General features: G+C 62.9%; 22 protein-coding genes. 15 read left to right on the top strand and 7 right to left on the bottom strand.

Annotated elements, in window-relative coordinates; all coding sequences use genetic code 11:
* Nucleotides 1-97: 97 nt before the first annotated feature.
* The gene (ybaK, locus tag CXK91_RS07070) at nucleotides 98-568 is read right to left on the bottom strand and encodes a Cys-tRNA(Pro) deacylase (RefSeq protein ID WP_103455460.1); all 471 of its coding nucleotides are present in this window, start codon (nucleotides 566-568) and stop codon (nucleotides 98-100) included.
* A 72-nt stretch (nucleotides 569-640) separates the two neighbouring features.
* Between ybaK and glpD the strand changes: the two genes are divergently transcribed.
* Complete coding sequence (glpD, locus tag CXK91_RS07065) at nucleotides 641-2,185, top strand: glycerol-3-phosphate dehydrogenase (RefSeq protein ID WP_103455459.1); 1,545 nt, start codon at nucleotides 641-643, stop codon at nucleotides 2,183-2,185.
* 49 nt (nucleotides 2,186-2,234) lie between these two features.
* On the opposite strand, the gene metE is transcribed toward glpD, so the two are convergent.
* On the bottom strand, nucleotides 2,235-4,544 hold the full coding sequence (gene metE, locus CXK91_RS07060) for a 5-methyltetrahydropteroyltriglutamate--homocysteine S-methyltransferase (protein ID WP_103455458.1): 2,310 nt from the start codon (nucleotides 4,542-4,544) through the stop codon (nucleotides 2,235-2,237).
* Between the two features lie 162 nt (nucleotides 4,545-4,706).
* On the opposite strand from metE, the gene CXK91_RS07055 reads away from it, so the two are divergent.
* Together CXK91_RS07055 and metR are read left to right on the top strand one after the other, a co-directional pair.
* Nucleotides 4,707-5,297: an exopolysaccharide biosynthesis protein gene (locus CXK91_RS07055; protein ID WP_103455457.1), complete on the top strand. Its 591-nt coding sequence runs from the start codon at nucleotides 4,707-4,709 to the stop codon at nucleotides 5,295-5,297.
* A 153-nt stretch (nucleotides 5,298-5,450) separates the two neighbouring features.
* Complete coding sequence (metR, locus tag CXK91_RS07050; RefSeq protein WP_003299093.1) at nucleotides 5,451-6,377, top strand: transcriptional regulator MetR; 927 nt, start codon at nucleotides 5,451-5,453, stop codon at nucleotides 6,375-6,377.
* A 7-nt stretch (nucleotides 6,378-6,384) separates the two neighbouring features.
* On the opposite strand, the gene CXK91_RS07045 is transcribed toward metR, so the two are convergent.
* The 3 genes from CXK91_RS07045 to CXK91_RS07035 all read right to left on the bottom strand — a co-directional run bounded on the left by CXK91_RS07045 (nucleotide 6,385) and on the right by CXK91_RS07035 (nucleotide 8,628).
* Nucleotides 6,385-7,359 carry an SDR family oxidoreductase gene (locus CXK91_RS07045; RefSeq protein ID WP_103455456.1) on the bottom strand — a complete coding sequence of 325 codons (975 nt, stop codon included), beginning with the start codon at nucleotides 7,357-7,359 and terminating at the stop codon, nucleotides 6,385-6,387.
* A gap of 102 nt (nucleotides 7,360-7,461) precedes the next feature.
* Nucleotides 7,462-7,917 carry a VOC family protein gene (locus tag CXK91_RS07040; RefSeq protein ID WP_103455455.1) on the bottom strand — a complete coding sequence of 152 codons (456 nt, stop codon included), beginning with the start codon at nucleotides 7,915-7,917 and terminating at the stop codon, nucleotides 7,462-7,464.
* A gap of 75 nt (nucleotides 7,918-7,992) precedes the next feature.
* Nucleotides 7,993-8,628 (bottom strand): LysE family translocator, encoded by a 636-nt coding sequence (locus tag CXK91_RS07035; protein ID WP_103455542.1) that lies wholly within the window; start codon nucleotides 8,626-8,628, stop codon nucleotides 7,993-7,995.
* Between the two features lie 247 nt (nucleotides 8,629-8,875).
* On the opposite strand from CXK91_RS07035, the gene CXK91_RS07030 reads away from it, so the two are divergent.
* From CXK91_RS07030 to CXK91_RS06980, 11 genes are all read left to right on the top strand, one after another.
* Complete coding sequence (locus CXK91_RS07030) at nucleotides 8,876-9,526, top strand: helix-turn-helix transcriptional regulator (protein WP_103455454.1); 651 nt, start codon at nucleotides 8,876-8,878, stop codon at nucleotides 9,524-9,526.
* Nucleotides 9,523-9,906, top strand: coding sequence for a curli production assembly/transport protein CsgE (gene csgE / locus CXK91_RS07025; protein ID WP_103455453.1), 384 nt, complete (start codon nucleotides 9,523-9,525; stop codon nucleotides 9,904-9,906). Before CXK91_RS07030 ends, csgE begins: the two co-directional genes overlap by 4 nt.
* On the top strand, nucleotides 9,903-10,319 hold the full coding sequence (locus CXK91_RS07020; RefSeq protein WP_103455452.1) for a curli assembly protein CsgF: 417 nt from the start codon (nucleotides 9,903-9,905) through the stop codon (nucleotides 10,317-10,319). The genes csgE and CXK91_RS07020 overlap by 4 nt, the downstream gene beginning before the upstream one ends.
* 20 nt (nucleotides 10,320-10,339) lie before the next feature.
* Nucleotides 10,340-11,170 carry a CsgG/HfaB family protein gene (locus CXK91_RS07015; RefSeq protein ID WP_036990855.1) on the top strand — a complete coding sequence of 277 codons (831 nt, stop codon included), beginning with the start codon at nucleotides 10,340-10,342 and terminating at the stop codon, nucleotides 11,168-11,170.
* Nucleotides 11,171-11,435: 265 nt separating this feature from the next.
* The gene (locus tag CXK91_RS07010) at nucleotides 11,436-11,927 is read left to right on the top strand and encodes a curli production assembly protein CsgB (RefSeq protein WP_103455451.1); all 492 of its coding nucleotides are present in this window, start codon (nucleotides 11,436-11,438) and stop codon (nucleotides 11,925-11,927) included.
* A gap of 47 nt (nucleotides 11,928-11,974) precedes the next feature.
* Nucleotides 11,975-13,261: a hypothetical protein gene (locus tag CXK91_RS07005; protein ID WP_103455450.1), complete on the top strand. Its 1,287-nt coding sequence runs from the start codon at nucleotides 11,975-11,977 to the stop codon at nucleotides 13,259-13,261.
* A 381-nt stretch (nucleotides 13,262-13,642) separates the two neighbouring features.
* Complete coding sequence (locus tag CXK91_RS07000; protein ID WP_103455449.1) at nucleotides 13,643-14,458, top strand: outer membrane protein OmpK; 816 nt, start codon at nucleotides 13,643-13,645, stop codon at nucleotides 14,456-14,458.
* A gap of 253 nt (nucleotides 14,459-14,711) precedes the next feature.
* Nucleotides 14,712-15,386: a TetR/AcrR family transcriptional regulator gene (locus CXK91_RS06995; protein WP_103455448.1), complete on the top strand. Its 675-nt coding sequence runs from the start codon at nucleotides 14,712-14,714 to the stop codon at nucleotides 15,384-15,386.
* Between the two features lie 6 nt (nucleotides 15,387-15,392).
* Nucleotides 15,393-16,349, top strand: coding sequence for a LysR family transcriptional regulator (locus tag CXK91_RS06990; RefSeq protein WP_103455447.1), 957 nt, complete (start codon nucleotides 15,393-15,395; stop codon nucleotides 16,347-16,349).
* Nucleotides 16,350-16,405: 56 nt separating this feature from the next.
* Nucleotides 16,406-16,909, top strand: coding sequence for an ATP-dependent zinc protease (locus tag CXK91_RS06985; protein ID WP_103455446.1), 504 nt, complete (start codon nucleotides 16,406-16,408; stop codon nucleotides 16,907-16,909).
* 504 nt (nucleotides 16,910-17,413) lie between these two features.
* Nucleotides 17,414-19,402 (top strand): TonB-dependent receptor domain-containing protein, encoded by a 1,989-nt coding sequence (locus CXK91_RS06980; RefSeq protein WP_103455445.1) that lies wholly within the window; start codon nucleotides 17,414-17,416, stop codon nucleotides 19,400-19,402.
* Between the two features lie 60 nt (nucleotides 19,403-19,462).
* Here the strand turns inward: CXK91_RS06980 and CXK91_RS06975 are convergent, their stop codons facing one another.
* Together CXK91_RS06975 and CXK91_RS06970 are read right to left on the bottom strand one after the other, a co-directional pair.
* Nucleotides 19,463-20,404 carry a class I SAM-dependent methyltransferase gene (locus tag CXK91_RS06975; protein ID WP_103455444.1) on the bottom strand — a complete coding sequence of 314 codons (942 nt, stop codon included), beginning with the start codon at nucleotides 20,402-20,404 and terminating at the stop codon, nucleotides 19,463-19,465.
* Between the two features lie 62 nt (nucleotides 20,405-20,466).
* Nucleotides 20,467-21,477: a zinc-dependent alcohol dehydrogenase family protein gene (locus CXK91_RS06970; RefSeq protein ID WP_103455443.1), complete on the bottom strand. Its 1,011-nt coding sequence runs from the start codon at nucleotides 21,475-21,477 to the stop codon at nucleotides 20,467-20,469.
* Between the two features lie 253 nt (nucleotides 21,478-21,730).
* On the opposite strand from CXK91_RS06970, the gene CXK91_RS06965 reads away from it, so the two are divergent.
* Nucleotides 21,731-23,266, top strand: a complete 1,536-nt coding sequence (locus tag CXK91_RS06965; RefSeq protein WP_103455442.1) for a phosphate ABC transporter substrate-binding protein — start codon at nucleotides 21,731-21,733, stop codon at nucleotides 23,264-23,266.
* Nucleotides 23,267-23,269 lie beyond the last annotated feature (3 nt).

Raw genomic sequence — 23,269 nt, 5'->3', positions numbered from 1 at the left:
CTGGAATATAGCCCGTCGCCATCACGGCCAGCGAAGAAATCTAATTGGCGCTGATACACGCCACGCGAATCCCCCGGACAAAGCCTGCGTGCCCCGTTCAGCCGCGTCCAATTGCAGCGAACACTGCCTGGGTATGCTCGGCCAGTACCGCCGGCGCCAGCTCCACCTCCAGCCCGCGACGCCCCGCGCTCACATAGATGGTCGGCTGCGCCTGCGCGGAGCTGTCGATAAAGGTGCGCAGGCGCTTCTTCTGCCCCAGCGGACTGATGCCACCGACCAGGTAGCCGGTGGCACGCTGTGCAACCATCGGATCGGCCATCTCGACCTTCTTCACCCCGGCCGCATGGGCCAGCGCCTTGAGATCGAGGGTGCCGGCGACGGGCACCACGGCAACCAATAGCTCGTTCTTCTCGCTACAGGCGAGCAGCGTCTTGAACACCCGTGCGGGCTCCAGCCCGAGCTTTTCCGCCGCCTCAAGGCCGTAGGAGGCGGATTTCGGGTCGTGCTCGTAGCTGTGTACGGCGTGTTCGGCGCGTGCTTTTTTCAACAGATCGATGGCGGGTGTCATGGCTTTGTAGTGCTATTGGTTGATGAATGGCGTTAACGTAACGCGACGAAGAATCGGTAGTTAAAAGCGCCCATGAATCATCCTCTTCTTGCACCGCTCGCGGAAGTCTACGACCTGGCCGTGGTGGGCGGCGGTATCAATGGCGCAGGTATTGCCGCCGATGCAGCCGGTCGCGGCCTATCGGTGTTTCTCTGCGAACAGGGCGACCTGGCCGAACACACCTCCTCCGCCAGCAGCAAGCTGGTGCACGGCGGGCTGCGCTATCTCGAACATTACGAGCTGCGCCTGGTTCGCGAAGCGCTGGCCGAGCGCGAAGTGTTGCTGGCCAAGGCGCCGCACATCATCACCCCGCTGCGCTTCGTGCTGCCCTACCGCCCACATCTGCGCCCGTCGTGGATGATTCGCACCGGCCTGTTTCTTTACGATCACCTCGGCAAACGCGAAAAGCTCGGTGGTTCGCGCAGCTTGCGTTTCGGTGCCGACAGCCCGCTGAAAGACGAAATCACCCACGGCTTCGAATATTCCGATTGCTGGGTCGACGACGCGCGGCTGGTGGTACTCAATGCCATGGCCGCACGCGAGCTGGGCGCACATATCCACACCCGCACTCGCTGCGTCAGCGCGCGCAGCAGCAAGGCGCTCTGGCACCTGCATCTTGAACGTAAGGATGGCAGCCGGTTTTCGATCCGCGCACGCGCGCTGGTCAACGCCGCCGGTCCGTGGGTGGCCTCGTTCATCGAAGAGCAACTCCGGCAGACGTCCCCGCACGGCATGCGCCTGATCCAGGGCAGCCATATCGTCGTGCCGAAACTCTACGAGGGCGATCACGCCTACATCCTGCAGAACGAGGATCGGCGCATCGTGTTCATCACGCCGTATCTCGGCCACTTCAGCCTGATCGGCACCACCGACCATGAGTACCACGGCGACCCGGCGCGGGTGCAAATCACCGACGAAGAAATCGACTACCTGCTGGCCATCGTCAACGCGCACTTCAAGCATCAACTGAGCCGCACCGACATCCGCTACAGCTATGCCGGGGTCAGGCCGCTTTGCGATGACGAGTCCGACCAGCCCTCGGCGATCACCCGCGACTACACGCTGACGCTCAGCGATAGCGCCGGTGAGGGGCCGTTGCTCTCGGTGTTCGGCGGCAAGCTGACCACCTACCGCAAGCTCGCCGAAGCGGCGCTGGCCCAGGTGGCGCCGCTGTTCCCCGAAATGAAAGCGCCTTGGACCCAAGACGCGGCGCTGCCTGGCGGCGAACATCTGGACGAACCATCAGCCCTGGCCCATGCGCTCTGCGCCAGCTACCCGTGGTTGCCCGGCCCCATTGCCCGACGCTGGGGGCGGACCTACGGCAGCCGCAGCTGGCTGCTGCTCAAGGGCACCGATTCACTGCAGGACCTTGGCGAGTGTTTTGGCGCCGGCCTGCATGCGCGGGAAGTGGACTACCTGATGGTGGAGGAATGGGCGCAGACGACAGAAGACATCCTCTGGCGCCGCACCAAGCTCGGGCTGTTCATGCAGCCCGCAGAGGTGGCGCTGCTACAGCGTTATCTGGACAGCCGAACAGCCGAGCGCCTGACCCACTTCGACCACGTAGCCCAGGGCTGAGGGGCCACGGCGCAGCCTTCCGCAATGGAGCGCCGCGCCAGCGCCTAAGTCAGGCCACCTTGGCGTTGCGCGAGGCACGCAACTGACGGGCAGCCGCCACCATGTTCACCAGCGCCGCTTCGGTCTCCGGCCAGGCGCGGGTCTTCAGCCCGCAATCCGGGTTCACCCAGAGCCGCTCGGCAGGGATGCACTCGGCGGCCTTCTCCAGCAGCTGCACCATTTCTGCGGTGCCCGGCACGCGTGGCGAGTGGATGTCGTAGACCCCCGGGCCGATGTCATTGGGATAGTCGAAGGCGCGGAAGGCTTCGAGCAGCTCCATCTGCGAGCGCGAGGTCTCGATGGTGATGACATCGGCATCCATCGCCGCGATGGACTCGATGACGTCGTTGAACTCGCTGTAGCACATGTGCGTGTGGATCTGCGTCTCGTCACGCACGCCACTGGCACACAGACGGAACGCCTCGACCGCCCAGTCCAGATAGTGCTGCCACTGCGCGCGACGCAACGGCAAGCCCTCGCGGAACGCCGCCTCGTCGATCTGGATGATGCGGATGCCGGCGGCTTCCAGATCGCAGACCTCATCGCGGATCGCCAGCGCCAGCTGCCGCGCCTGCACCTCACGCGACACGTCTTCGCGAGCGAAGGACCACATAAGCATGGTCACCGGGCCGGTGAGCATGCCCTTCATCACCCGGTCGGTCTGCTGCTGGGCGTAGCGAATCCAGTCGACGGTCATCGGCTGCGGGCGGCTGAGGTCGCCGTAGATCACCGCCGGTTTCACGCAACGCGAGCCATAACTCTGTACCCAGCCGAACCGGGTAAAGGCATAGCCATCGAGCTGCTCGGCGAAGTACTCGACCATGTCGTTGCGCTCCGCTTCACCATGCACCAGCACATCCAGACCGATCTGCTCCTGCACCGCCACCGCATGACGGATCTCGGCCTGCATCGCCTCGGTGTAATCGCCAAGCGACAGCCGGCCCTGCTTGTAGGCCTGCCGCGCCAGGCGGATCGCCGGCGTCTGCGGGAACGAGCCGATGGTCGTAGTCGGGAACGCCGGCAGGTCGAGCCGCGCGCGCTGCTGTTCGATTCGCGCGGCGAACATCGACGTGCGCTGGCTGTCCTGCGGCTGGATGGCACTCAGGCGTGCCTGGACCTGCGGCTTGTGGATGCGTGGCGAGTGCTGACGTGCCGCCTGCACCGCACGGCTGCGCGCCAGCTCGACCGCGACATCCTCGTTCGTCGGCTCGTTGATGGCTCGGGCCAGGGTCGCCACTTCGGCGCATTTCTGCACGGCAAAGGCCAGCCAGCCTTTCAGCTCATGGTCGAGTCGATCTTCCCGCTCGAGGTCCACCGGGCTGTGCAGCAGGGAGCAGGATGGCGCCAGCCAGAGCCGGTCACCCAAACGCTCAGCGGCATGCCGTGCCACTTCCAGCGCCTTGTCCAGATCGCAGCGCCAGACGTTGCGCCCATTGACGAGCCCCAGTGACAGCACCTTGTAGGTCGGCAACCAGTCGAGAATCAGCGGATACTGCTCCGGCGCACGCACCAGATCGATATGCAGACCGTCCACCGGAAGCGCAGCGGCCAGGCTGAGGTTGTCCTCCAGTCCGCTAAAGTAGGTCGCGACCAGCTTCTTCAGCGGGGCGCGCTGAAGCAGGTTGTAGGCACGCTCGAAGGCGTTCTTCCAGTCCTGCGGCAGGTCGAGGGCAAGGATCGGCTCGTCAATCTGCACCCACTCGACGCCCTGCGCCGCCAGCCGGTCGAGCACCTCACCGTAAACCGGCAGAAGCCGTTCGAGCAGATCGAGCTTGTCGAAACGCTCGGCACCCTCGCCCTTGAGCTTGCCCAGCCAAAGATAGGTCAGTGGGCCGACCAGCACAGGCTTGATCGCGTGACCCAGCGCCTGCGCCTCCTCGACTTCCTCGAACAATTGCGACCAGGACAGCTGGAACTGCTGGTCAACGGTGAACTCCGGCACCAGGTAGTGATAGTTGGTATCGAACCACTTGGTCATTTCTTGGGCCTGGCCGCCACCGCAGCAGCTGTTGGTCACGCCCCGGGCCATGGCGAACAGCGTGTCCAGCGTCGGCTGGCCATCGGCCGGGCGGAAGCGCTGCGGCACTACGCCGAACATCAACGAGTGACTGAGGACGTGGTCGTACCAGGCGAAGTCGCCCACCGGCAGCAACTGGATGCCGGCGTCAGCCTGGGCTTGCCAGTGCTGCGCGCGCAGCTGGCGGCCAACCTGACGCAGCCCCTGCTCGTCCTGCTCGCCCTTCCAGTACGCCTCCAGGGCTTTCTTCAGTTCGCGGTCCGCACCAATGCGTGGAAAACCGAGGTTGTGCGCTACAGCCATTTCTCACTCCAAATGTCGTTCTGCATGAATGAGTGGATTGTCCGCCCCCGACCCACTTGAAACAAACTCACTTAATTACATTTCAAATATAGAAATATTCATGTTGGAGAATTTCGGGTCGCCAGCCCTCTAAAGAAAACCTCTTTTCGCAGGGCGCCATTCATGAATCCAGACCAGCCTCCGCAGAATCTCGAAAGCCTGCTGCAGCGCCTGGAGCAGGCCGGAGAAGCCGATCAGCCGGTGACCATCGAGTGCATGCTGCAAGCCACCGATGAACGCAGCTTCGGCGCGCTGCTGCTGGTGCCTGGGCTGCTGGTACTGTCGCCGCTATCCGGAATTCCCGGACTGCCCAGCGTGTTTGCGGTGATGGTTTCGCTGATTGCAGCTCAGTTGCTGATCGGACGGAAGCGCTTCTGGTTGCCTAAATGGCTGCTCAGGCGTAGCGCCTCGCGTAGCAAGTACGACAAGGCCATGGCTTTTCTGCACCACATTTCCGGGTTCGTCGACCGCTTGCTCAAGCGACGACTGACCTTCCTTACCAATGGCCTGGCGAATCGCTTGAATGCCGTGCTGTGCCTGGCGATCGCTGCCACCATGCCACCGCTGGAACTGATTCCATTTGGCAACTCCACTGCCGGTGCGGCGTTGAGCGTGCTCGGGCTGGGCATGATGGCCCGTGATGGGGCGATGATTATCGCCGCGCTGCTGTTTTTCTTCGGCCTTGCCTATATGGTTTCCCGGCTCTGGCTTTGAGAGCCCTTGTCGAACCCATAGCGGCGACTCGACAGCATTCGAGTGCTAGGACACACTTGCGGCGGATGAGCTTCGCTCATCTGCATATCCATTCCGGGACGCCTGCCTGTTGGCCACGGCCGCAATCAGTCCCGCCTCGCAAGGTAGTTCGGCATGCTGGAAATTCGTCACCTGAAGACGCTTCATGCACTTCGGGAAACCGACAGTCTCGTCGAAGCCGCCGAACGCCTGCATCTGACGCAGTCGGCGCTTTCTCATCAGTTCAAGGAGTTGGAAGAACGCCTCGGCCTGCAGCTCTTCGTGCGCAAGACCCGCCCGGTGCGTTTCACCAGCGCCGGCTTGCGCCTGCTACAGCTGGCAGACCTGATGTTGCCGCAGCTGCGGGGTGCCGAGCGGGATCTCGCGCGCCTTGCCGGCGGCACGGCCGGGCGCCTGCACATGGCCATCGAGTGCCACAGCTGCTTCCAGTGGTTGATGCCAACGATCGACCAGTTCCGCGATGCCTGGCCTGAAGTCGAGCTGGATCTGGCCTCGGGCTTTTCCTTCGCCCCGCTGCCGGCCTTGGCGCGCGGTGATCTCGATCTGGTAGTCACCTCCGATCCGCTGGAGCTGCCGGGTATCACCTATGTGCCGCTGTTCACCTACGAGGCGCTGCTGGCGGTGGCGAACCAGCACGCACTGGCCGCGCGGCCGTACATCCGCCCGGAGGACCTGGCCAGCGAAACGCTGATCACCTACCCCATCGAGCGCGACCGTCTGGATATCTTCACCCGCTTCCTCGAACCGGCGGATATCGAACCCGCGCAGGTGCGCACTTCTGAACTCACGGTGATGATGATGCAACTGGTGGCATCGGGGCGCGGCGTCTGCTCGCTGCCGAACTGGGCGCTGCACGAATACAGCTCGCGCGGCTACGTCACCGCCAAACGCCTGGGCGACAAGGGTCTGTTTGCCACGCTCTATGCTGGCATCCGTGCCGACATGCTCGATTCGCCCTTCATGCGCGACTTCCTGCTGACCGCCAAGGACACCTCCTTCGCCACGCTGGAAGGCGTCAGTGCCGCGCCGAAGGTGCGCTGACAGCGGATCAGCGCCGCCGCGCCAGGCACACTCCAAGGCCGATCAATCCGGCTGCGACGCCGCCGAGCAACAGCCAGCACTTGTCATCATCCGGCGACGAGCGCCAGCCGCCATCGATGCGCCGCTGGCCCAGCGGCGGATGAAAGAGGTTGCCTGACGAAGGCGCCACTCGCTGCGCGCGGCCAAGTGCGAAACCGGTCAGCAGTCCATTGATACGATCGAAGCCCGGGGTGAGGAAGTGCGCCAGGCGCAGCACTGTGGCAGTCGCCCCGACCGACGTGGTGTGACGCGGATGCAGGGCCAGACTGACCATGGCGTCGGCCACCTGACGCGGATCGAGCAGCGGTGGTGGCGGCTGCAACGAGCGCCCGGCGTAGTTGCCGCCGTCGCGAAAGCCGGGGGTATCGACGATGCCGGGATACACATCGCAGATGTGAATCCCCGGCCAGGCGCCCAGTTCGCCGCGCAGCGCCTGGGACAAACCACGCAGGCCGAACTTGCTGGCCGAATAGGCCGCCGCGAACGGCTGCGCTACCCAGCTGCCAACCGACAGCGTATTGATCAGCACACCACTCTGCTGCTGCTTGAAGTACGGCAGCACCACATGGGCGCCGCGCAGATAGCCGAGCAGATCGGTCTGCACCACCTGTTCATGGGCATCCAGTGGCGTCTCGTCGAACGCCCCGACCGCGCCGATCCCGGCGTTGTTGATCCACACATCGATGCGCCCCTGACCAAACTCCGCCGCGGCGCTGGCCAGCGCTTCGACCTCGTCGCTATGGGTGACGTCGGTGGCTACCACTAGGACTTCGCCACCGAGCGCCCGGCACTCATCGGCGGTTTCCGCCAACGCCTCGGCGTCGCGTGCTGCGAGCACCAGTCGCGCGCCCTGGCGGGCAAACGCCTGGGCCGCGGCGCGACCGATACCGCTGGATGCGCCGGTCAGCACCACCAGGGCACCGTAGAGTTTTCCATAGGCCATCGTCGTTCCTCCGCAGTCTACTGTCGTAGTTAAGCTGACAGCGGCGTCACGCCGAACATTCCCCCCGATGGTCGGCGCGCTACCCGGCACGCAAAGCCGTACTCACGCCTGGGCGACGCTACCCGCCGCTTCGTCCGCCCAGGGATCGTACGTACCAAAGCTCCACAGATGCCCTTCAGGGTCTCGGCAGGTGAAACCACGCCCACCGTAGTCCTCGTCCTTGAGTTCGACGACGACCTGCGCCCCGGCCGCCTTGGCCTGGGCGTAGAGCGCATCGGCACTGTTGACGATCACATAGATGCCCTGGGTCGACGCGCCACCGATCTCGTCGGGCTGGCGCAGCTGACGGCCGTATTCGGAATCCACCACCGGCCCGACCATCAGCATGCCGTTGCCGAATGCGAGCTGTGCGTGGGTGATGCCGACCTGTACGTCGCGGTACAGGCGCTGGCACTCGAAACCAAAGGCGTGGCACAACCAGTCGATGGCCTTGTCCACGTCGCGATAGCGCAGACAGGGAATCAGGCTGGCCGAGGTGTTCTTGCTCTGCTGAGACATACACAGCTCCCATCATGGGCTGCCGAAGGGCTGCCCTTCTCTCATGAGAGCCGCGCAGGGGCGATCAATTCCCTTTCAGAGGCGTTCGCTCAAGCCCAGGCGAATACCCAGCGCGATGAGCATCGAGCCCAGCGCCCGGTCCAGCCACTGGCTTATGGCCGGATTGGCGCGCAGCGCCTGGGTGGCGCGAGCAGCCAGCAGCACCACAATGCACTCGATGATGATCGCCACCACGACCACCAGCACGCCGAGAACCAGCAGCTGCAGCGGTACGGAGCCATGCTCGGGGCGGACGAACTGAGGCAGGAAAGCCATGAAGAAAATCGCCGCCTTGGGATTCAGCAGATCGACCAGCACGCCCTGGCGATAGGCTTTCCAGGCGGACGCTCGCGGCGCCGCCTTGAGGGCCAGCACGGTTCCGCCGCCGGCCGAGCGCAGTGCCTGATAGCCGAGATGAAGCAGATAGGCAGCACCGACGTACTTGACCACCGTAAACGCCAGCGCCGAAGTGGCGAGGATGGCCGAGATGCCCAGCGCGGCGAACGCCACGTGCACCAGCGCTCCGCTGCATACGCCACAGGCGGAAATGATGCCGATGCGACGACCGCCACTCAGGGTGCGCGAAATCACGTAGAGCAGATCCGGCCCAGGCGACAGGTTCAGCGCCAGCGCCGCCGAGAAAAACACCAGCCAGAAAAGCGGATCAGCCATGACGATTTCCATCCACATTGGCCGCAGTTACGGCCGTTCCATTGAGAAAAGCGGACTTTAGGAGCAATGCCAGAACACTGCCAGAAAATTCTCTCGCACCCTATTCGTCGGTAAGCTGACACTAATTTATGTTTTTGACTTTTTTTTGTCGCATAGCTGAACTATTTTCAAGTGCGCACCGTAACGTGACATCAGACGAGTACAAGAAATCAAGGACTCCTATCACCATTCAGCAAAGGACATGCGAATGAAAGATCAAGCCGTGTCGGCCTATCAGCCCGCCCAACCTCGCGTAATGCTGCTCTCTGCCAGCAGGCTGCTTCACAGCACGCTACGCCAGCATCTGCACGATGGCCCCGACTGCACCCTCGTCCACATGATCGCACCGCGTCCCGAACAGGCTGATGCGGCGTTGATCCTGCTTGATGTGGCCAGCTTTGACCGTGACGCCTGCGTGCATCTGCTCCGGCAATTCGGCGATGCCCCCATGGCGCTGATCAATGCACAACCGGATCAGGCAAGACGGCTAGTCGAAACGCACCCCTGGATCCGCGGCGTGTTCTACCGCGCAACCCCGCGCAACATCTTCGTACGCGGCGTCCAGGCGATGCTTGCCGGCGGCGACTGGCTGCCCCGGCAGTTGATGGAAGCGCTGCTGTGTCGCTACCGCCAGCTCAGCAACGCGCATCAGGTAATCGACGAGCTGACCCTGCGCGAAAAACAGATTCTGGCGCTCGCTGGCCAGGGCCTGTCCAACGCAGCCATTGGCGAAAAGCTGCACCTGAGCATCCATACCATCAAAAGCCATGTGCACAACGCCCTGCGCAAGCTCGGCGCCAGCAACCGCGCACAGGGTGCGTCGCTGGTGCTGGCCCACGTCGGCGAGGCGGTGTCGTGACACGCACCGCCGCACTGCTTCTGCTGCTGTTAGGCCTGTCTGCTCACGCCGACGAAGCCGAACTGCAGGGTTTCATCACCAACAACACGATCTCCCGCTCCGGTCACGAATTCTACGTGCGCTTCTGCGAACGTCTGAACGACATCAGCGGTCTGGACTTCAACCTCGCCATCAAGGAAAGGCCCTCAGCCCGCTGGGGGGTTCTGGTGTGGGTGGAACACGAGAACCAGACGCTGTATCGCCGGTTCCTGCAGCCCAACGTGGCGGACATGAAGGAGCCGGCCTACGAGGCGGCCGATTTCGTGGTGCAGGAAATCAACCGGCGCAAGATCGAAGCGCTGTTCGAAGACAACATTGACATGGCCAAGGACGAGTTATGAAACAGCTCACCCGCAAGACTCTCGGCGCGCTGCTCGGCGGCATGCTGCTAAGCGCCGGCGCCAGCGCCACCGAACTGGTGTACACGCCGGTCAACCCCTCCTTCGGCGGCAGCCCGCTAAACGGCGCCTGGCTGTTGGGTAACGCCCAGGCGCAGAACAAGAAGAAGGACCCCGACGCGCTGGACCGCTCATCGTTGCTGGGCAATCAGTCCGCGCTGGATCGGTTCACCAGCCAGCTGGAGTCGCGCGTGCTGGGCGACCTGCTCAACGGTGTGAAGGATGGCAAGACCGGCATGGTTACCACCGACGACTTTATCGTGCGCGTCTACAACGGCGATGCCGGCATGCTGATCGTGGAAATTAAAGACCGCCTCACCGGCGAAATATCCGAAATCATCGTCGGACAGAACTGACCCCAGGAGAAACAAAGGCCATGAGAAGCCTATTCGTAGCCATAGGGATGATGGCTGTACTTCAAGGTTGCGCCGTACGCGAGCCCATGTCTGCCGACCAACACCCGCCAACCCTGACCCCACGTACTTCGACCTATCAGGACCTGCTGGCGCTGCCGCGCCCGAAAGGCCCGTTGGTGGCTGCGGTGTACGGCTTCCGCGACCAGACTGGCCAGTACAAGCCTACCCCGGCCAGCTCGTTCTCCACCGCGGTGACCCAGGGCGCAGCGAGCATGCTGGTCGATGCCATGCAAGCCAGCGGCTGGTTCGTGGTGCTCGAGCGAGAAGGTCTGCAGAACGTACTGACCGAACGCAAAATCATCCGCGCATCGCAGGCCAAGCCGGATGTCGCACCGAACATCCAGTCCGAGCTGCCATCACTACTGGCAGCGAACATCATCATGGAAGGCGCCATCGTCGCCTACGAAACCAACGTGCGCAGCGGCGGCCAGGGTGCGCGTTACCTCGGTATCGGGCTTTCCCAGGAATACCGCGTCGATCAGGTCACGGTGAACCTGCGAGCCATCGACGTGCGCAGCGGCAGAGTGCTGTCGAACGTGATGACCACCAAGACGATTTTCTCCGTCGGCCGCAGCGCCAACGTCTACAAGTTCATCGAGTTCAAGGAACTGCTCGAAGCCGAGGCGGGTTACACCACCAACGAGCCAGCGCAGCTCTGCGTGCTTTCCGCGATCGAGGCCGCCGTTGCGCACCTTATCGCCCAAGGTGTCGATCGACGCCTTTGGCAGACCGCCGAAGGCCACGGCAGCGAGCATCCGGAACTGAGCAAGTATTTGAGCAAACTGAACTGAGGCGCCTCGTCGGCGCGATGCCGACGAGAGTTTACCTTCTACGAAAACCCGTCTCGATGACCTGTTTGCGGCACGCCCCATGGCGATGCCGTAGGCGGGTCCATGCACGCAAATGCGCCAACGATGTTCTGCAGATCGCCGACGAACAACGCCTGTCACTACCCATCACGCACCAGATCACCGCACTTTCAATCATTGGATGGATGGTCGCCGACCCGATTCAGGGCAAATATGGCGACATCTGAGCCCATCAGGACAGGACGCCATGACCCGCTCGCAACGGATTGCGCATGACCTGCTTTTACCAGCCGTTCTGCTGCTGGCCTCTTACAGCCATGCAGACTTCGCCACCCCGACCGATCTCGCGCCCAACGAACTTTCCTTCGCCAGCGGCGGTTCCCCCAGCCTCCCCCATTCCGGCGCCCAAGGCGCGCTCGCGGTCGTTCAGCAATCCGGCCAGGACATGGCCGGGCGCATCGTACAAAGCGGTGCGGAACTCGAGGCGTACATCATTCAGAGCGGCTACGCCAACAGCGCCTCCATCGAGCAGATCGGCCTGGGAAACGCGGCGCTGATCAGCCAGGACGGCTTCGGCAACGACGCCCATATCGAACAGCTCGGCTCGGACAACCGCGCCGCCATCGCACAACAGGGCGCAAGCAATCGCGCCCTCATCGAACAGACCGGCAGCGGGCATAACAGCAATGTAAGCCAGAGCGGCCAAGGTCTGACGGTAGTGGTTCGCCAGTACCGCTAATCCCAGGGAAATACCGCTGTACTTAAAACATCCATGGAGTGACAAAAATGTTTAAGTTCAAACCTCTTGTAGCAGCCCTTCTGACCGTCGCCACTGCCCAGGCTTTTGCCGCCGAAAACACCTCGGAGCAAAACCAGCTCGGCATCAACAACGTCGCAGAAGTGCTGCAAAGCGGCGGATCGGGCAACCTGGCCACCCAGGGCCAGAGCGGCTTCGGCAATAACGCGATGATTGAGCAGAACAGCGCCTACGATACGACCGCCAAGCAAAGCCAGGCCGGTAATTTCAACGTCGCCAATTCCCAGCAGAATGCCGCTGTGATGACCGGCTCGACGCAGAACCAGCGCGGCTGGGGCAACGATGCTCTGGTAGAACAGACCGGCACCTACAAAACCGGTGCCACGCAGAACCAGAACGGTATCAAGAACGTCGCCGAGACCTTCCAGACTGCCGCGACGATGACCAACGCCACCACCAGCCAGACCGGCAAAGACAACTACGGTCTTGTCACCCAATCCGCCAGCTACGCCAGCCAGGCCACGCTTACGCAGAACGGCGATCTGAACAACGGCAGCATCACGCAGGCCGCCAGCATGATCGACCGCGCGACAATCGATCAGCAGGGCACCGACAACGACGCTCATGTCATGCAACTCGCCAGCAGCGGTTCGATTGCCGAAATCGAGCAGATCGGCTGGCGCAACGATGCCATGGTTTCGCAGACCGGCCTGCAGCACGAGGCCTACGTCATGTCCGACGGCAGCAACAACACCGTCGACGTGAACCAGAGCGGGAATGCGCAAAACGCATTCGTCCTGCAGAACGGCACCGGCAACGACTCCAGCATCGTGCAGACCAATGGCTGGTTCGGTGGCAACAACACCGCTACCACCGAGCAGTTCGGCAACAGCAACGAAGCCGATGTGTACCAGGACGGCCGCAACCAGACCGCCAAAACCATCCAGGAAGGGAGCTACAACGTTGCGTCCGTTGACCAGACGGGCCGCGGCAACGATCTGCACTTCCACCAGGACGGAATCGGCAATGAACTCAACGCCGTACAGAACGGCACCGACAATGAAATCGTCGGGGTCAGCTATGGCTGGAACAACAGCAGCGATATCGAACAGAACGGCCGCGACAACCTGGCGACCGTCCGCCAGGAAGGCACCCTGAACGACGTCGTGCTGAGCCAGAGTGGCGCCGACCACCTGATTAAGGTGACCCAGCACGGCTTCGGCAACGAGGCCATCACCACCCAGGCCGGCTACGGCAACTCCGCGTACATCACTCAGAATGGAACGCACAACAGCGCCCTCGTCACCCAGCACTGATCAATCCACGCCCCAAGACTGCCGGCCCAGTGCCGGCAGTTGCGCTTCACCGCCCGCGCTAACGCTGCCCTGTCCATCTGTCCGCGACATCGCGCCTTACGCACCGTTTCGGTGGCGAGCCTGGCAATCGGCCATCTGCTGCGCCCCAAACTGAAGCAAGCTGACGCATCGGTCAGATCATGCAGGCGCAATTGTTCACCGCCGCGGTCTTTAGATCGTCATCAACTCGGCCATTACCAAAAAATAACTCATTTATAATCAGCAGGTTAACTTAACACTACAGCCGCATACACGTATTGGCTCGCCGCTTGCTTAGGGACCAAAGCCTGACCGCTTGGACAACTTACAAGCCCACTCAAAGCCAACACGGAGTACACATCAATGAAGCGCAGCCTGACCACCGCAGCCCTCGCGGCCGGGTTCATCCTCAGCAGTCAAGCCATGGCCAGCCCGATGCTCTGGCAGAACAACAGCCTGACCTATCTGTATGGCAAGGATTACAAGGTGGATGCCGGCGAAATCCAGCAGACCATCACCTTCGAACATGCCAGCGGCTGGACCTGGGGGGACATGTTCCTGTTCGTCGACAACAAGTGGTACAACGGCATTTCCGGCAGCGACGGCCACACCTACTACGGTGAGTTCAGCCCGCGCCTATCGCTGGGCAAGATCACCGGTACCGACCTCTCCTTCGGCCCGATCAAGGACGTGCTGATCTCCGCCACCTACGAGCGCGGTGAGAGCCAGGACGACGGTACGCCGAACCAGAACTACCTGCTCGGCCCGGCCGTGGACCTCGCCATCCCGGGCTTCGACCGCTTCGCCCTGAATACCTATTACCGCAAGCCTGACGGCACCACCGGCAAGCCGAGCGGCCAGTGGCAGATCACCCCGACCTGGGCCATGACCTTCCCGGTAGGCAAATCGGACATCCTCTTCGACGGCTATATCGACTGGGTCGTCAACGACAAGAAGAACAGCAACACCGAACTGAAGAAGAACTTCCACTTCAACCCGCAGATCAAGTACGACCTCGGCAAGGCGCTGGACTACACGCCCGGCAAGCTCTACGTCGGTATCGAGTACGACTACTGGTCGAACAAGTACGGCATCGAGGACGGCGGTTTCGTCAGCGAGAACTTCGTCGGCCCGACCGACCAGAACACCTTCAGCGCCATCGTCAAAGCGCATTTCTGACGCGCTCGCCGCCCGAATGCCCGGGCGGCGCTTGCCCTGCAAGAACGGCTGTTGGTCCTGGCAAGCGCAACGGCTGCTCATGCAACAAAACTCGTGCAGAATCAGCCCGACTTGGTTCACCACCTCTTCCTCTGGGGTTCGTGGCCTGAACCGTAGGGCGGGCTTCAGCCCGCCGAAACCGATGACGGCCTCCAATGCTGGGCTAACGCTCATAACTGAAGGCCGGCCGCCAGCGCGCTCACGGATAGGGACCATGGACAAGAACAACGCACCGCAGCCGCTTTACACCGCTCAGGGCAAGCCCGCTGGCCGCATTCGCCAGAAGAACGAGGAGTCCATACTCGCCGCAGCCGCCGAAGAGTTCGCCCGGTACGGTTTCAAGGGCACCAGCATGAACGCCATCGCCACCCGCGCAAAGCTGCCCAAGGCCAACGTGCACTACTACTTCAACAGCAAGCTGGGGCTATATGTCGAGGTCATGCGGCACATTCTCGAGCTTTGGGACACTGCCTTCGACGACCTCACCGTAGACGACGACCCCGCCACCGCCCTGGCCGAGTACATCCGCATCAAGATGGAATTCTCCCGACGCCATCCGCAGGCCTCGAAGATCTTCGCCATGGAGGTCATCAGCGGCTGCGAATGCCTGTCCGAACACTTCAATCAGGATTATCGCAGCTGGTTTCGCGGCCGCGCCGCCGTGTTCGACGCCTGGATCGCCGCCGGCAGGATGGACCCGGTAGACCCGATGCACCTGATCTTCATGATCTGGAGCAGTACCCAGCACTACGCCGATTTCTCCGATCAGATCCGCCGCATCAACGGCAAGCGCATGACCCGTGCAGACTTCGCCCACGCCAGCGACAACCTGATCGCCATCATCCTCAAGGGCTGCGGGCTAACGCCGCCGCCAGTTGCGCAACGCTGACCGATCATGGCCCGCAAGCTGCGCATTCATTCGCCGGCGATCCATTACTTCGACATGGTGCGCCGCTGCCAGTCGATCCGCGAAGCCTCGCGGCGGCTAAACGTCGCCTCCTCTGCGGTGAACCGGCAGATCCTCAAGCTTGAAGACGAGATCGGCACACCGCTGTTCGAACGCCTGCCCGGTGGGCTGCGACTGACCGCTGCCGGCGAGATCTTCGCCCGCCATGTCATCGTCGTACTTCAGGACGCCGAGCGTGTGCGCTCTGAACTGGATGCGCTGCAAGGCCTGCGCACCGGCCATGTGGAAATTGCCACCGTTTCTGGCGTCACCACCGATTTATTGCCCGGCGTGCTGGAGCAACTGCGAGAGCGCTACCCACGGGTCACTGTGGGCGTCACCAGCCTCGGCTCGCAGGCAATTCCCGAGTCGGTAATCAGCGGTCAGGCGGACATCGGCCTGGCTTTCGCGCTGCCACGTACCGCCGACCTGCAGCAACTGGGCGTCGGGCATTTCCGCCTGGGGGCCATCGTCAACCCGGAACATCCGCTGGCCACGCGATGCGACGTCAGCTTCGCCACCTGCGCCGAATATCCCTTGATCCTCGCCAAGAGCGATCTGTCCATTCATCACCTGCTGGCACCGCTGCTGGCGCGTACCCGTCCGCGACACAAGGCGCCACTGGAGACCAGCTCGGTCGAGCTGGCCCTGCAGATGGCCAAACGCGGTGCCGGCGTCGCGTTCCAGACCCGCATCGGCATTGAGGCCGAACTGGCCAGCGGCACCCTGATGCACGTTCCGCTTAACGACAGTGGCGCGGTATTCAGCGATCTCGGCGTCTATGTGCGCAGTTCGCGTTACCTGCCTGTGGCCGTCGATGCCTTCGTCCGGGCGCTCAGCGAAGAAATCGCCATACGGGAGGCCGCGCAGAATGGCGTCGCGAGCAGCGCAACGAAAACAAGCTGAACGTCCGCCGCAGCTGTCGCTCTATTTAGCGAACCCAACGCTCAGGAGCACCCCTGATGTCATCCCGCCTGCTTGCCGTGCCCGCCGCACTGTTTCTTTCGCTGGCGACTTTTTCCTGCACTGCCGCCGAAGGCACTCCGCTGGGCTGGGTCGAGCGCGGCCTGATTCTTCCAGAGCGCGTCACGGTCAAGTTCAAGCTCGACACCGGCGCCCTGACCTCCTCCATGCATGCCGAGGACGTCGAGTATTTCGAGCGGGACGGTGACAAGTGGGTCCGTTTCGATCTGGACCTCAAGGACGTGGAGCGCGACAAGTTGGTCAAGTCGCGTATCGAACGCAAACTCAAGCGGGAGCTAACCGTTCGCGGCGCCGGCGGCAAGGAAGACAGGCCGGTCGTGCTGATGAAGGTCTGCATCGGCGATCGCTTGCTCGAAGAACAGTTCTCCCTCAGAGACCGAGACGAAATGAACTACCCCGTACTACTTGGCCGGCGAGCACTGGAAAAGCTCGGGCCGGTAGACTCGGCGCGCACCTTCACCATCGAGCCCAGCTGTTCCTGAGTTCGCCAAGGGCCGCGCCAACCGCCAGCGCGGCCGCCCCCCATCTTGCGACACCCTCACTTCCGCGATGTGAGCCCGTCGCACAGCGTTCCGAACACTGCACTTCACCGCATCGGCGACCCCCTCACCCTTTGCGCACGCCGTGTATGAGCGTGGCCGCATACCGCTGAATTCTCGCAATCAACGCTGCGATCACGTCATATCGAACGCTCACAACAAACAGGAATTATTACCATTTGTAATAGATTCCTGTCTTGCCTACCATACGGCCGCTTCGACTAACGCTGCACCTTCGTGACGGATGGTCGAGCGCGGTCATGTGCGGGCCCGGATTGCAGAATCTTGGCTACAGGGTGAATGAGGCGAGCATCTGCCCCCGGCCGCACCGTACATGGGACGCCGACGCGCATCCATCTGCCGCCATAACAAGCAGGACCTGAACCTGCAGCCGCACGCCTGATGAGACTTACATCCCGCATCGATCAAACCGCAATGGAGCCTGCAATGCCCTCTGTAAGAACCATCAGTCGTCCCCGTCACCTGACACTCACGCTGCTCGGCGCACTCGTCCCGATGCTCGCCACCGCCAACGAGCCGATCACGTTGCAGAACGAAGTCATCACCGCCACCCAGACCGCCCATAGCGAGCTCAGCGCGCCGGCCAGTGTATCGGTCGTCACCCGCAAAGACCTCGACAAGCTGCCGGTGTACAACCTGGCCGATGCGGTGAAATACCTGCCCGGCGTGTACATCAGCCCGTCTTCGACCTACGGCCGCAAGGAGATCAAGCTGCGCGGCATGGATTCGGACTACACGCTGCTGCTGGTCAATGGCCGCCGCATCAACTCGCGTGAAGCCCTTGTCTCCAACTACGCCAATGACTTCGACCTGTCATCGATTCCGATGGCTGCCATCGATCGCATCGAGGTGATCCGTGGCCCGATGTCCTCGCTGTATGGCGCCGACGCCATTGGCGGCGTGGTCAACGTGATCCTGCGCACACCGACCTCCGACACCAGGGCCGGTATCGCCTACGGCTACGAGCACCCGACCGAGGGCGATTCAGGTGACAGCCACAAGACCAGCGGCTACATCAGCGGCGCGCTGATCGACGACAAGCTGCTTGGCAACCTGATCGTCGAAGGCACCGATCAGGCTGCCTGGGGTTCGGACCAGACGACATCGCCTCTGATTGATGCGGCCGAAAAACGCCAGAACGCCAGCGCCTACGGCAGCCTGAGCTGGCTGCTCGACGAACGCCAGAGCATCGACCTCGACCTGAGCTATCGTGAGGACGACCGCAAGGGCACCTGGAGCAACTCGGGCTTCGCCTTTCCGACCAACGTTCAGGAGATGGAACGCAGCGCGTTCGGGCTGACGCACAGCGGCAGCTGGGACGGCTTCAACTCGCGAGTCCGCTACTACTACGAAGACGTCGATCTGATGGATGACTCCGAGGTCATGACCAACCTGCGCGGCGGACGCTTCAGCGACGTCAATCAGACCAACCATACGGTCGACGGTCAGATCACCGCGTTCCTCGGCGACCACCTGCTGACACTGGGTAGCGAACTGCGTCGTACCGAGCTAAGCCATAGCAACAACCTCGGCTCGGAGATCAAGATCGATCAGCAGGCGCTCTACCTGCAGGATCAGTTCTCGCTGGGCCAGCTGGATATCACCCTAGGCGCACGCCTGGATGACCATGAAAGCTACGGCAGTGAGTTCAGCCCGCGGGCCTACGGCGTGTACAACCTCAGCGACAGCTGGGTGATAAAGGGCGGCGTCGGCAAATCGTTCAAGGCGCCGAGCATTGCCCAGTCCGATCCCACCTATGTGGAAATCGCCTGCCGCGGCTACTGCGTGACGGTGGGCAACGACAATCTCAAGCCGGAAACCGCGGCCAGCTACGAGCTCGGCACGTTCTACCAGGACGACCGCCTGCAGGCTGGCATCATGTTCTTCCAGACCGGCATCGAAGACATGATCAGCACCGAAACGACGCGGCTGATTCGCGTAAACGGCCAGATCGTTGCCCAAGACCCGGTGCTGACCACCTACAACCAACCTCACGTGCGGATCAAGGGCTACGAGCTGCAGGGCAACTATCTGCTGAGCGATAGCATCGGCCTGCGCGCCAACTACACCTACTCCGACGCCAGGGACCGCGATACCGACGAGGCGATCCGCAATTCGCCGCAGCACATCGCCAACCTCGGTGCTGACTGGCAGGCGCTGCCGAAGCTCGGTCTGAACCTGGACTACCAGTACACCGGCAGCCAGTACGTGTACGACGTAGCGCGCTCCGGGACCTTCGAGACCGGTGCATTCCATACCTTGAATCTTGGCGCCCGCTACCAGGCCACCAAGCAACTGACACTCAACGGCGGGCTCAACAACCTGACCAACGAGAAACGCGACGAAGTAGCCCAAGCGGTCGACAACATACTCATGGGCCGCACGCTGTTCGTGGGTTTGGCCTACGACATCTGACGCCCTGCCCGGCGGCGAGAGCCGTCGGACCTGCTCTGGCTTCAGGAGAGTCGCCGATAACTAATCTGCTGCGACGAACAGCAACGCCTTGAGCCCGCTCTCGGGGCTGATATCGGGAAACTCCGGCGGGTTTTCCAGGCGTTGCTCGAAGCGCAGCTGCGGCGCCTCGGCAGCCATGCCCTGGATCAGGAAGTCCGCGCCGATATCCGGGTCATTCACGCACGCCAGCACCTGGCCGCCGGCATTCAGCAGTTCCGGCAGCTTGCGCAGGATCTTCTGGTAATCGCGGGTCAGGGCGAAGCTGCCCTTCTGGAAGGATGGCGGGTCGATGATGATCAGATCGTAAGGCCCGAGCTTGCGCACCTTGCCCCAGGACTTGAACAGTTCGTGGCCGAGAAAGCTCACCCTGCTGAGATCGTGACCATTGAGGCGATGGTTCTCCCGCCCACGGGTCAGCGCAGCACTGGCCATGTCCAGATTCACCACATGCTCGGCGCCACCAGCGATCGCCGCGACCGAGAAGCCGCAGGTGTAGGCAAACAGATTTAGCACCCGCTTGCCCTGCGCATTTTCCTGCACCCAACGGCGGCCATAACGCATGTCGAGAAACAGGCCGTTGTTCTGCTTGCGCCCGAGATCGAGCTTGTAGTGCAGGCCGTTCTCGCTGATCAGCCACTCGGCGGGCACATCGCCCAGCAACGCCTCGGTCGGCGCGTCCGGCAGATAGCGATGCTGCAGCAGCAAGCGCTGCGCCTGGCTCTGCTGCCAGGCCGGGGATTCGGTCAGCGCCATGAGCATCTGCCCTAGCGCCGCCCGTTCCGCCTCGCCGGGATCACGGAACAGCGCCACCAGCACGACACCCTGCAGCCAGTCGACGGTGAGTTGTTCGAGCCCCGGATAGCAGCGGCCGCGGCCGTGAAACAACCGCCGCGTCTCGTCGGGCACGTTGGCCAGCGCGTCGAGCAGGTGATCTTGCAGGGTGGAGAGGTGTTCGGGCGTCATGGGCGGGCATCGTCGGCAGCGTGGCCGCGCATTCTAAACGCAGCCGCCGCCGACGCCAGGCTTCAGATATCCAGGCAGATCTTGCCGAAGTGCTGGTTGGTTTCCTGGTAGCGGAACGCCTCGACGATATCGTCCACGGCGAAGTGCTTGTCGATCACCGGGCGGATGCCGTTGGCGTCGATGGCGCGGATCATCTCCTGCTGCTGCGCGCGGCTGCCCACCAGCACACCCTGCAGAAGCAACTGGCGCACCAGCGCCGGCACCAGCGGCAGCTCGCCCACCACGCCAGTGAGGATGCCGATGACAGCGATATGCCCGCCGATGCGCGCCGCGACCATCGATTGCTCCAGCGTTGCCGGCCCACCGACTTCGATCACGTGATCGACCCCGCGGCCATCGGTGAGCTGACGCACCGTTTCACCCCAGGCCGGCGTGCTGCGGTAGTTGATCAGGTGATCGGCGCCCATCTCGCGCAGGCGCTCCAACTTGGCATCGCTGGACGAGGTGGCGATGACCGTGGCGCCGGCCATCTTGGCGAACTGCAGGGCAAAGATGGAAACGCCGCCGGTGCCCTGGATCAGCACGCTGTCGCCGGGCTTGAGCTTGCCGTCGGCCATCAGCGCACGCCAGGCGGTGAGGCCGGCGGTGGTCAAGGTCGACGCCTCAGCATGGCTGTAGCCCTTGGGTGCATGGGTGAACGAGGTGGCGCGAGCGGTGACCATTTCCCGTGCGTAACCATCGACGCCATCGCCCGGCACCGTGGCGAAACCTTCGATCAGCGGCTCACCGGCCAGCCAGTCGGGAAAGAAGGTGCTGACCACCGCGTCGCCAACGGCGAACTCAGTAACGCCCGGCCCCACCGCCACCACTTCACCAGCGCCATCAGCCATGGGAATGCGTGGCTCGCTCGGGCCCCACATGCCGCTCACTACCGCGAAGTCGTGATAGTTGAGCGAGTTCGCGCGCAGGCGCACGGTGATCTCGCCGGCGCCGGGCGTGGCGGCCTCGCTGGTGCCGACGACGACCCGGTCGTAGCCGCCACCGGGCTGTACGAATATGGCTTTATGGCTCATGGAATTCTCCTCTGCTAATGGAATGACCTGCATGGGAGCGGACGGCAACGACATCGTTCGACCTGCCAAAGCCTGCTGCGCATCGCTGCACGAGCGCCGCTCGAATGCGCCACAGCATAGCCAATCCACCATCGACGTGGCTGCCGCGAACTTACGTCCTTTAGTACCGTCGAAAGCGCGTCCGCCAATACCTACGGCTCGCTTGCAAACTGCCGTACACGATGATCCAGTGCCGTCCCGGAACCGCAATCTCATGCTCGAGCTTCGCCATCGCCCCCAACAGCTGACTACTCCTCCACGCCTGCGCACAGCCATCGCCGTAGCCCTGCTGACCATCACCGCGCCTGCCCTGGCCGCACCATCGGACAGCGAAATGGCTGCCCGCGACGCCGAGAACAAGCGCCTGACCGCTGAGCTCATGGCCAAGCCGAACGAGCTGACGCAGCCGCTGGAGAGCAAGTACAACCACGTCATCACCTATGGCCAGTCGCTGGCATCGGCGGCCGAAGGCTGGCCGGCGCTGTCCGTCACGCCGCGTTACGACAACCTGATGCTCGGCGATTCGCCGCGATCGGCTGCCTTCAGCGGTGCAACCTTCAAACCGGTCGGTGATGCCGCGTTCACACCACTGCGCGCCGTGGTGCAGCAGAAGAGCGATGCGGCGGTGCTGCTCGATACGGAAAAGGTCGCCAAACTCGACCCGAAGGCGCAGGAGGAAGGTGAATCTGTGGAAGTCGGCGCGCTGAACATGGCGCGGCGGCTGTATCTGCATCACCTAGGCCGCGACACCGACCCTGATCACCTGCTCGTCGCCAGCAATGCCTCAACCTCAGGCCGCTCCGTCGCACAGCTGTCGAAAAGCGGCGGCACCAACGAGTATCGCCGTGTGACCCAGGCGGTCGACCAGGCCAAGGCACTGGCCGACGCGCAGCAGGCCAGTTACAGCATCAGCGCGTTCTTCTGGCTGCAAGGCGAATTCGACTATTCCCACACCAACGGCGGCAAGAACGACAAGGATTACTACAAGGCCAAATTGCGCCAGCTGCGCGACGACCTCTACGCCGACACCGCCAAGGCCATCGCCGGACAGGAAAAAATGCCCGCCTTCTTCAGTTACCAGACCGATGCCAAGTCCTCGGTCAAGGACGGCTCGCTGGCCATCGGCATGGCGCAGTGGGAACTGGCCCAGGAAGAACCCGGCTGGTACCTGGTCGGCCCGGTCTACCCATACACCGACAAGGGCGTGCACCTGTCGGCGAACGGCTATCGCTGGTTCGGCCAGATGCTCGGCAAGGTCTACCACCACGTCGTCGTCGAGCGTAAAGGCTGGACCCCACTCGCGCCTCGCCAGGCCACAGTCGACGGCCGCGATGTGCTGGTCGATTTCCATGTACCGCACCCACCGCTGGCGTTCGACCAGCCCTACCTCGGCCACCAGGCCAGTGATGTGAAAGACAAGGGCTTCGTGCTGCGTGACGACCAGGGTGAAGTGCCCATCGATGCCGTCGAAATTGCCGCCGATACCATCGTGCGCCTGCGCGCCGGTCGCGACCTCAGCGGCCAGCCGCGCGTCAGCTACGCCAGCCACCAGGTCGGCGGCGCCGGCCAGCTACGTGACAGCGACCCCATGCGCGCCGATGCCACCTACGAATACCTCCCCGACCTCATGCCCGCCGAAGCCAACATCAAGGCACTGGTGCACCAGCCCTACCCGCTGCACAACTGGAGCATCGCGTTCGATATCGCCGCTGAAAAAGGCACGCCGGCCGAACAACCGACTAGCGAGTAGCAC

Origin of the sequence: Stutzerimonas stutzeri, from assembly GCF_002909485.1 — a bacterium.
Lineage (GTDB): Bacteria > Pseudomonadota > Gammaproteobacteria > Pseudomonadales > Pseudomonadaceae > Stutzerimonas > Stutzerimonas stutzeri_AH.
The sequence above is the reverse complement of the archived record's forward strand: the minus strand, read 5'-3'. Positions and strand labels throughout refer to the sequence as shown.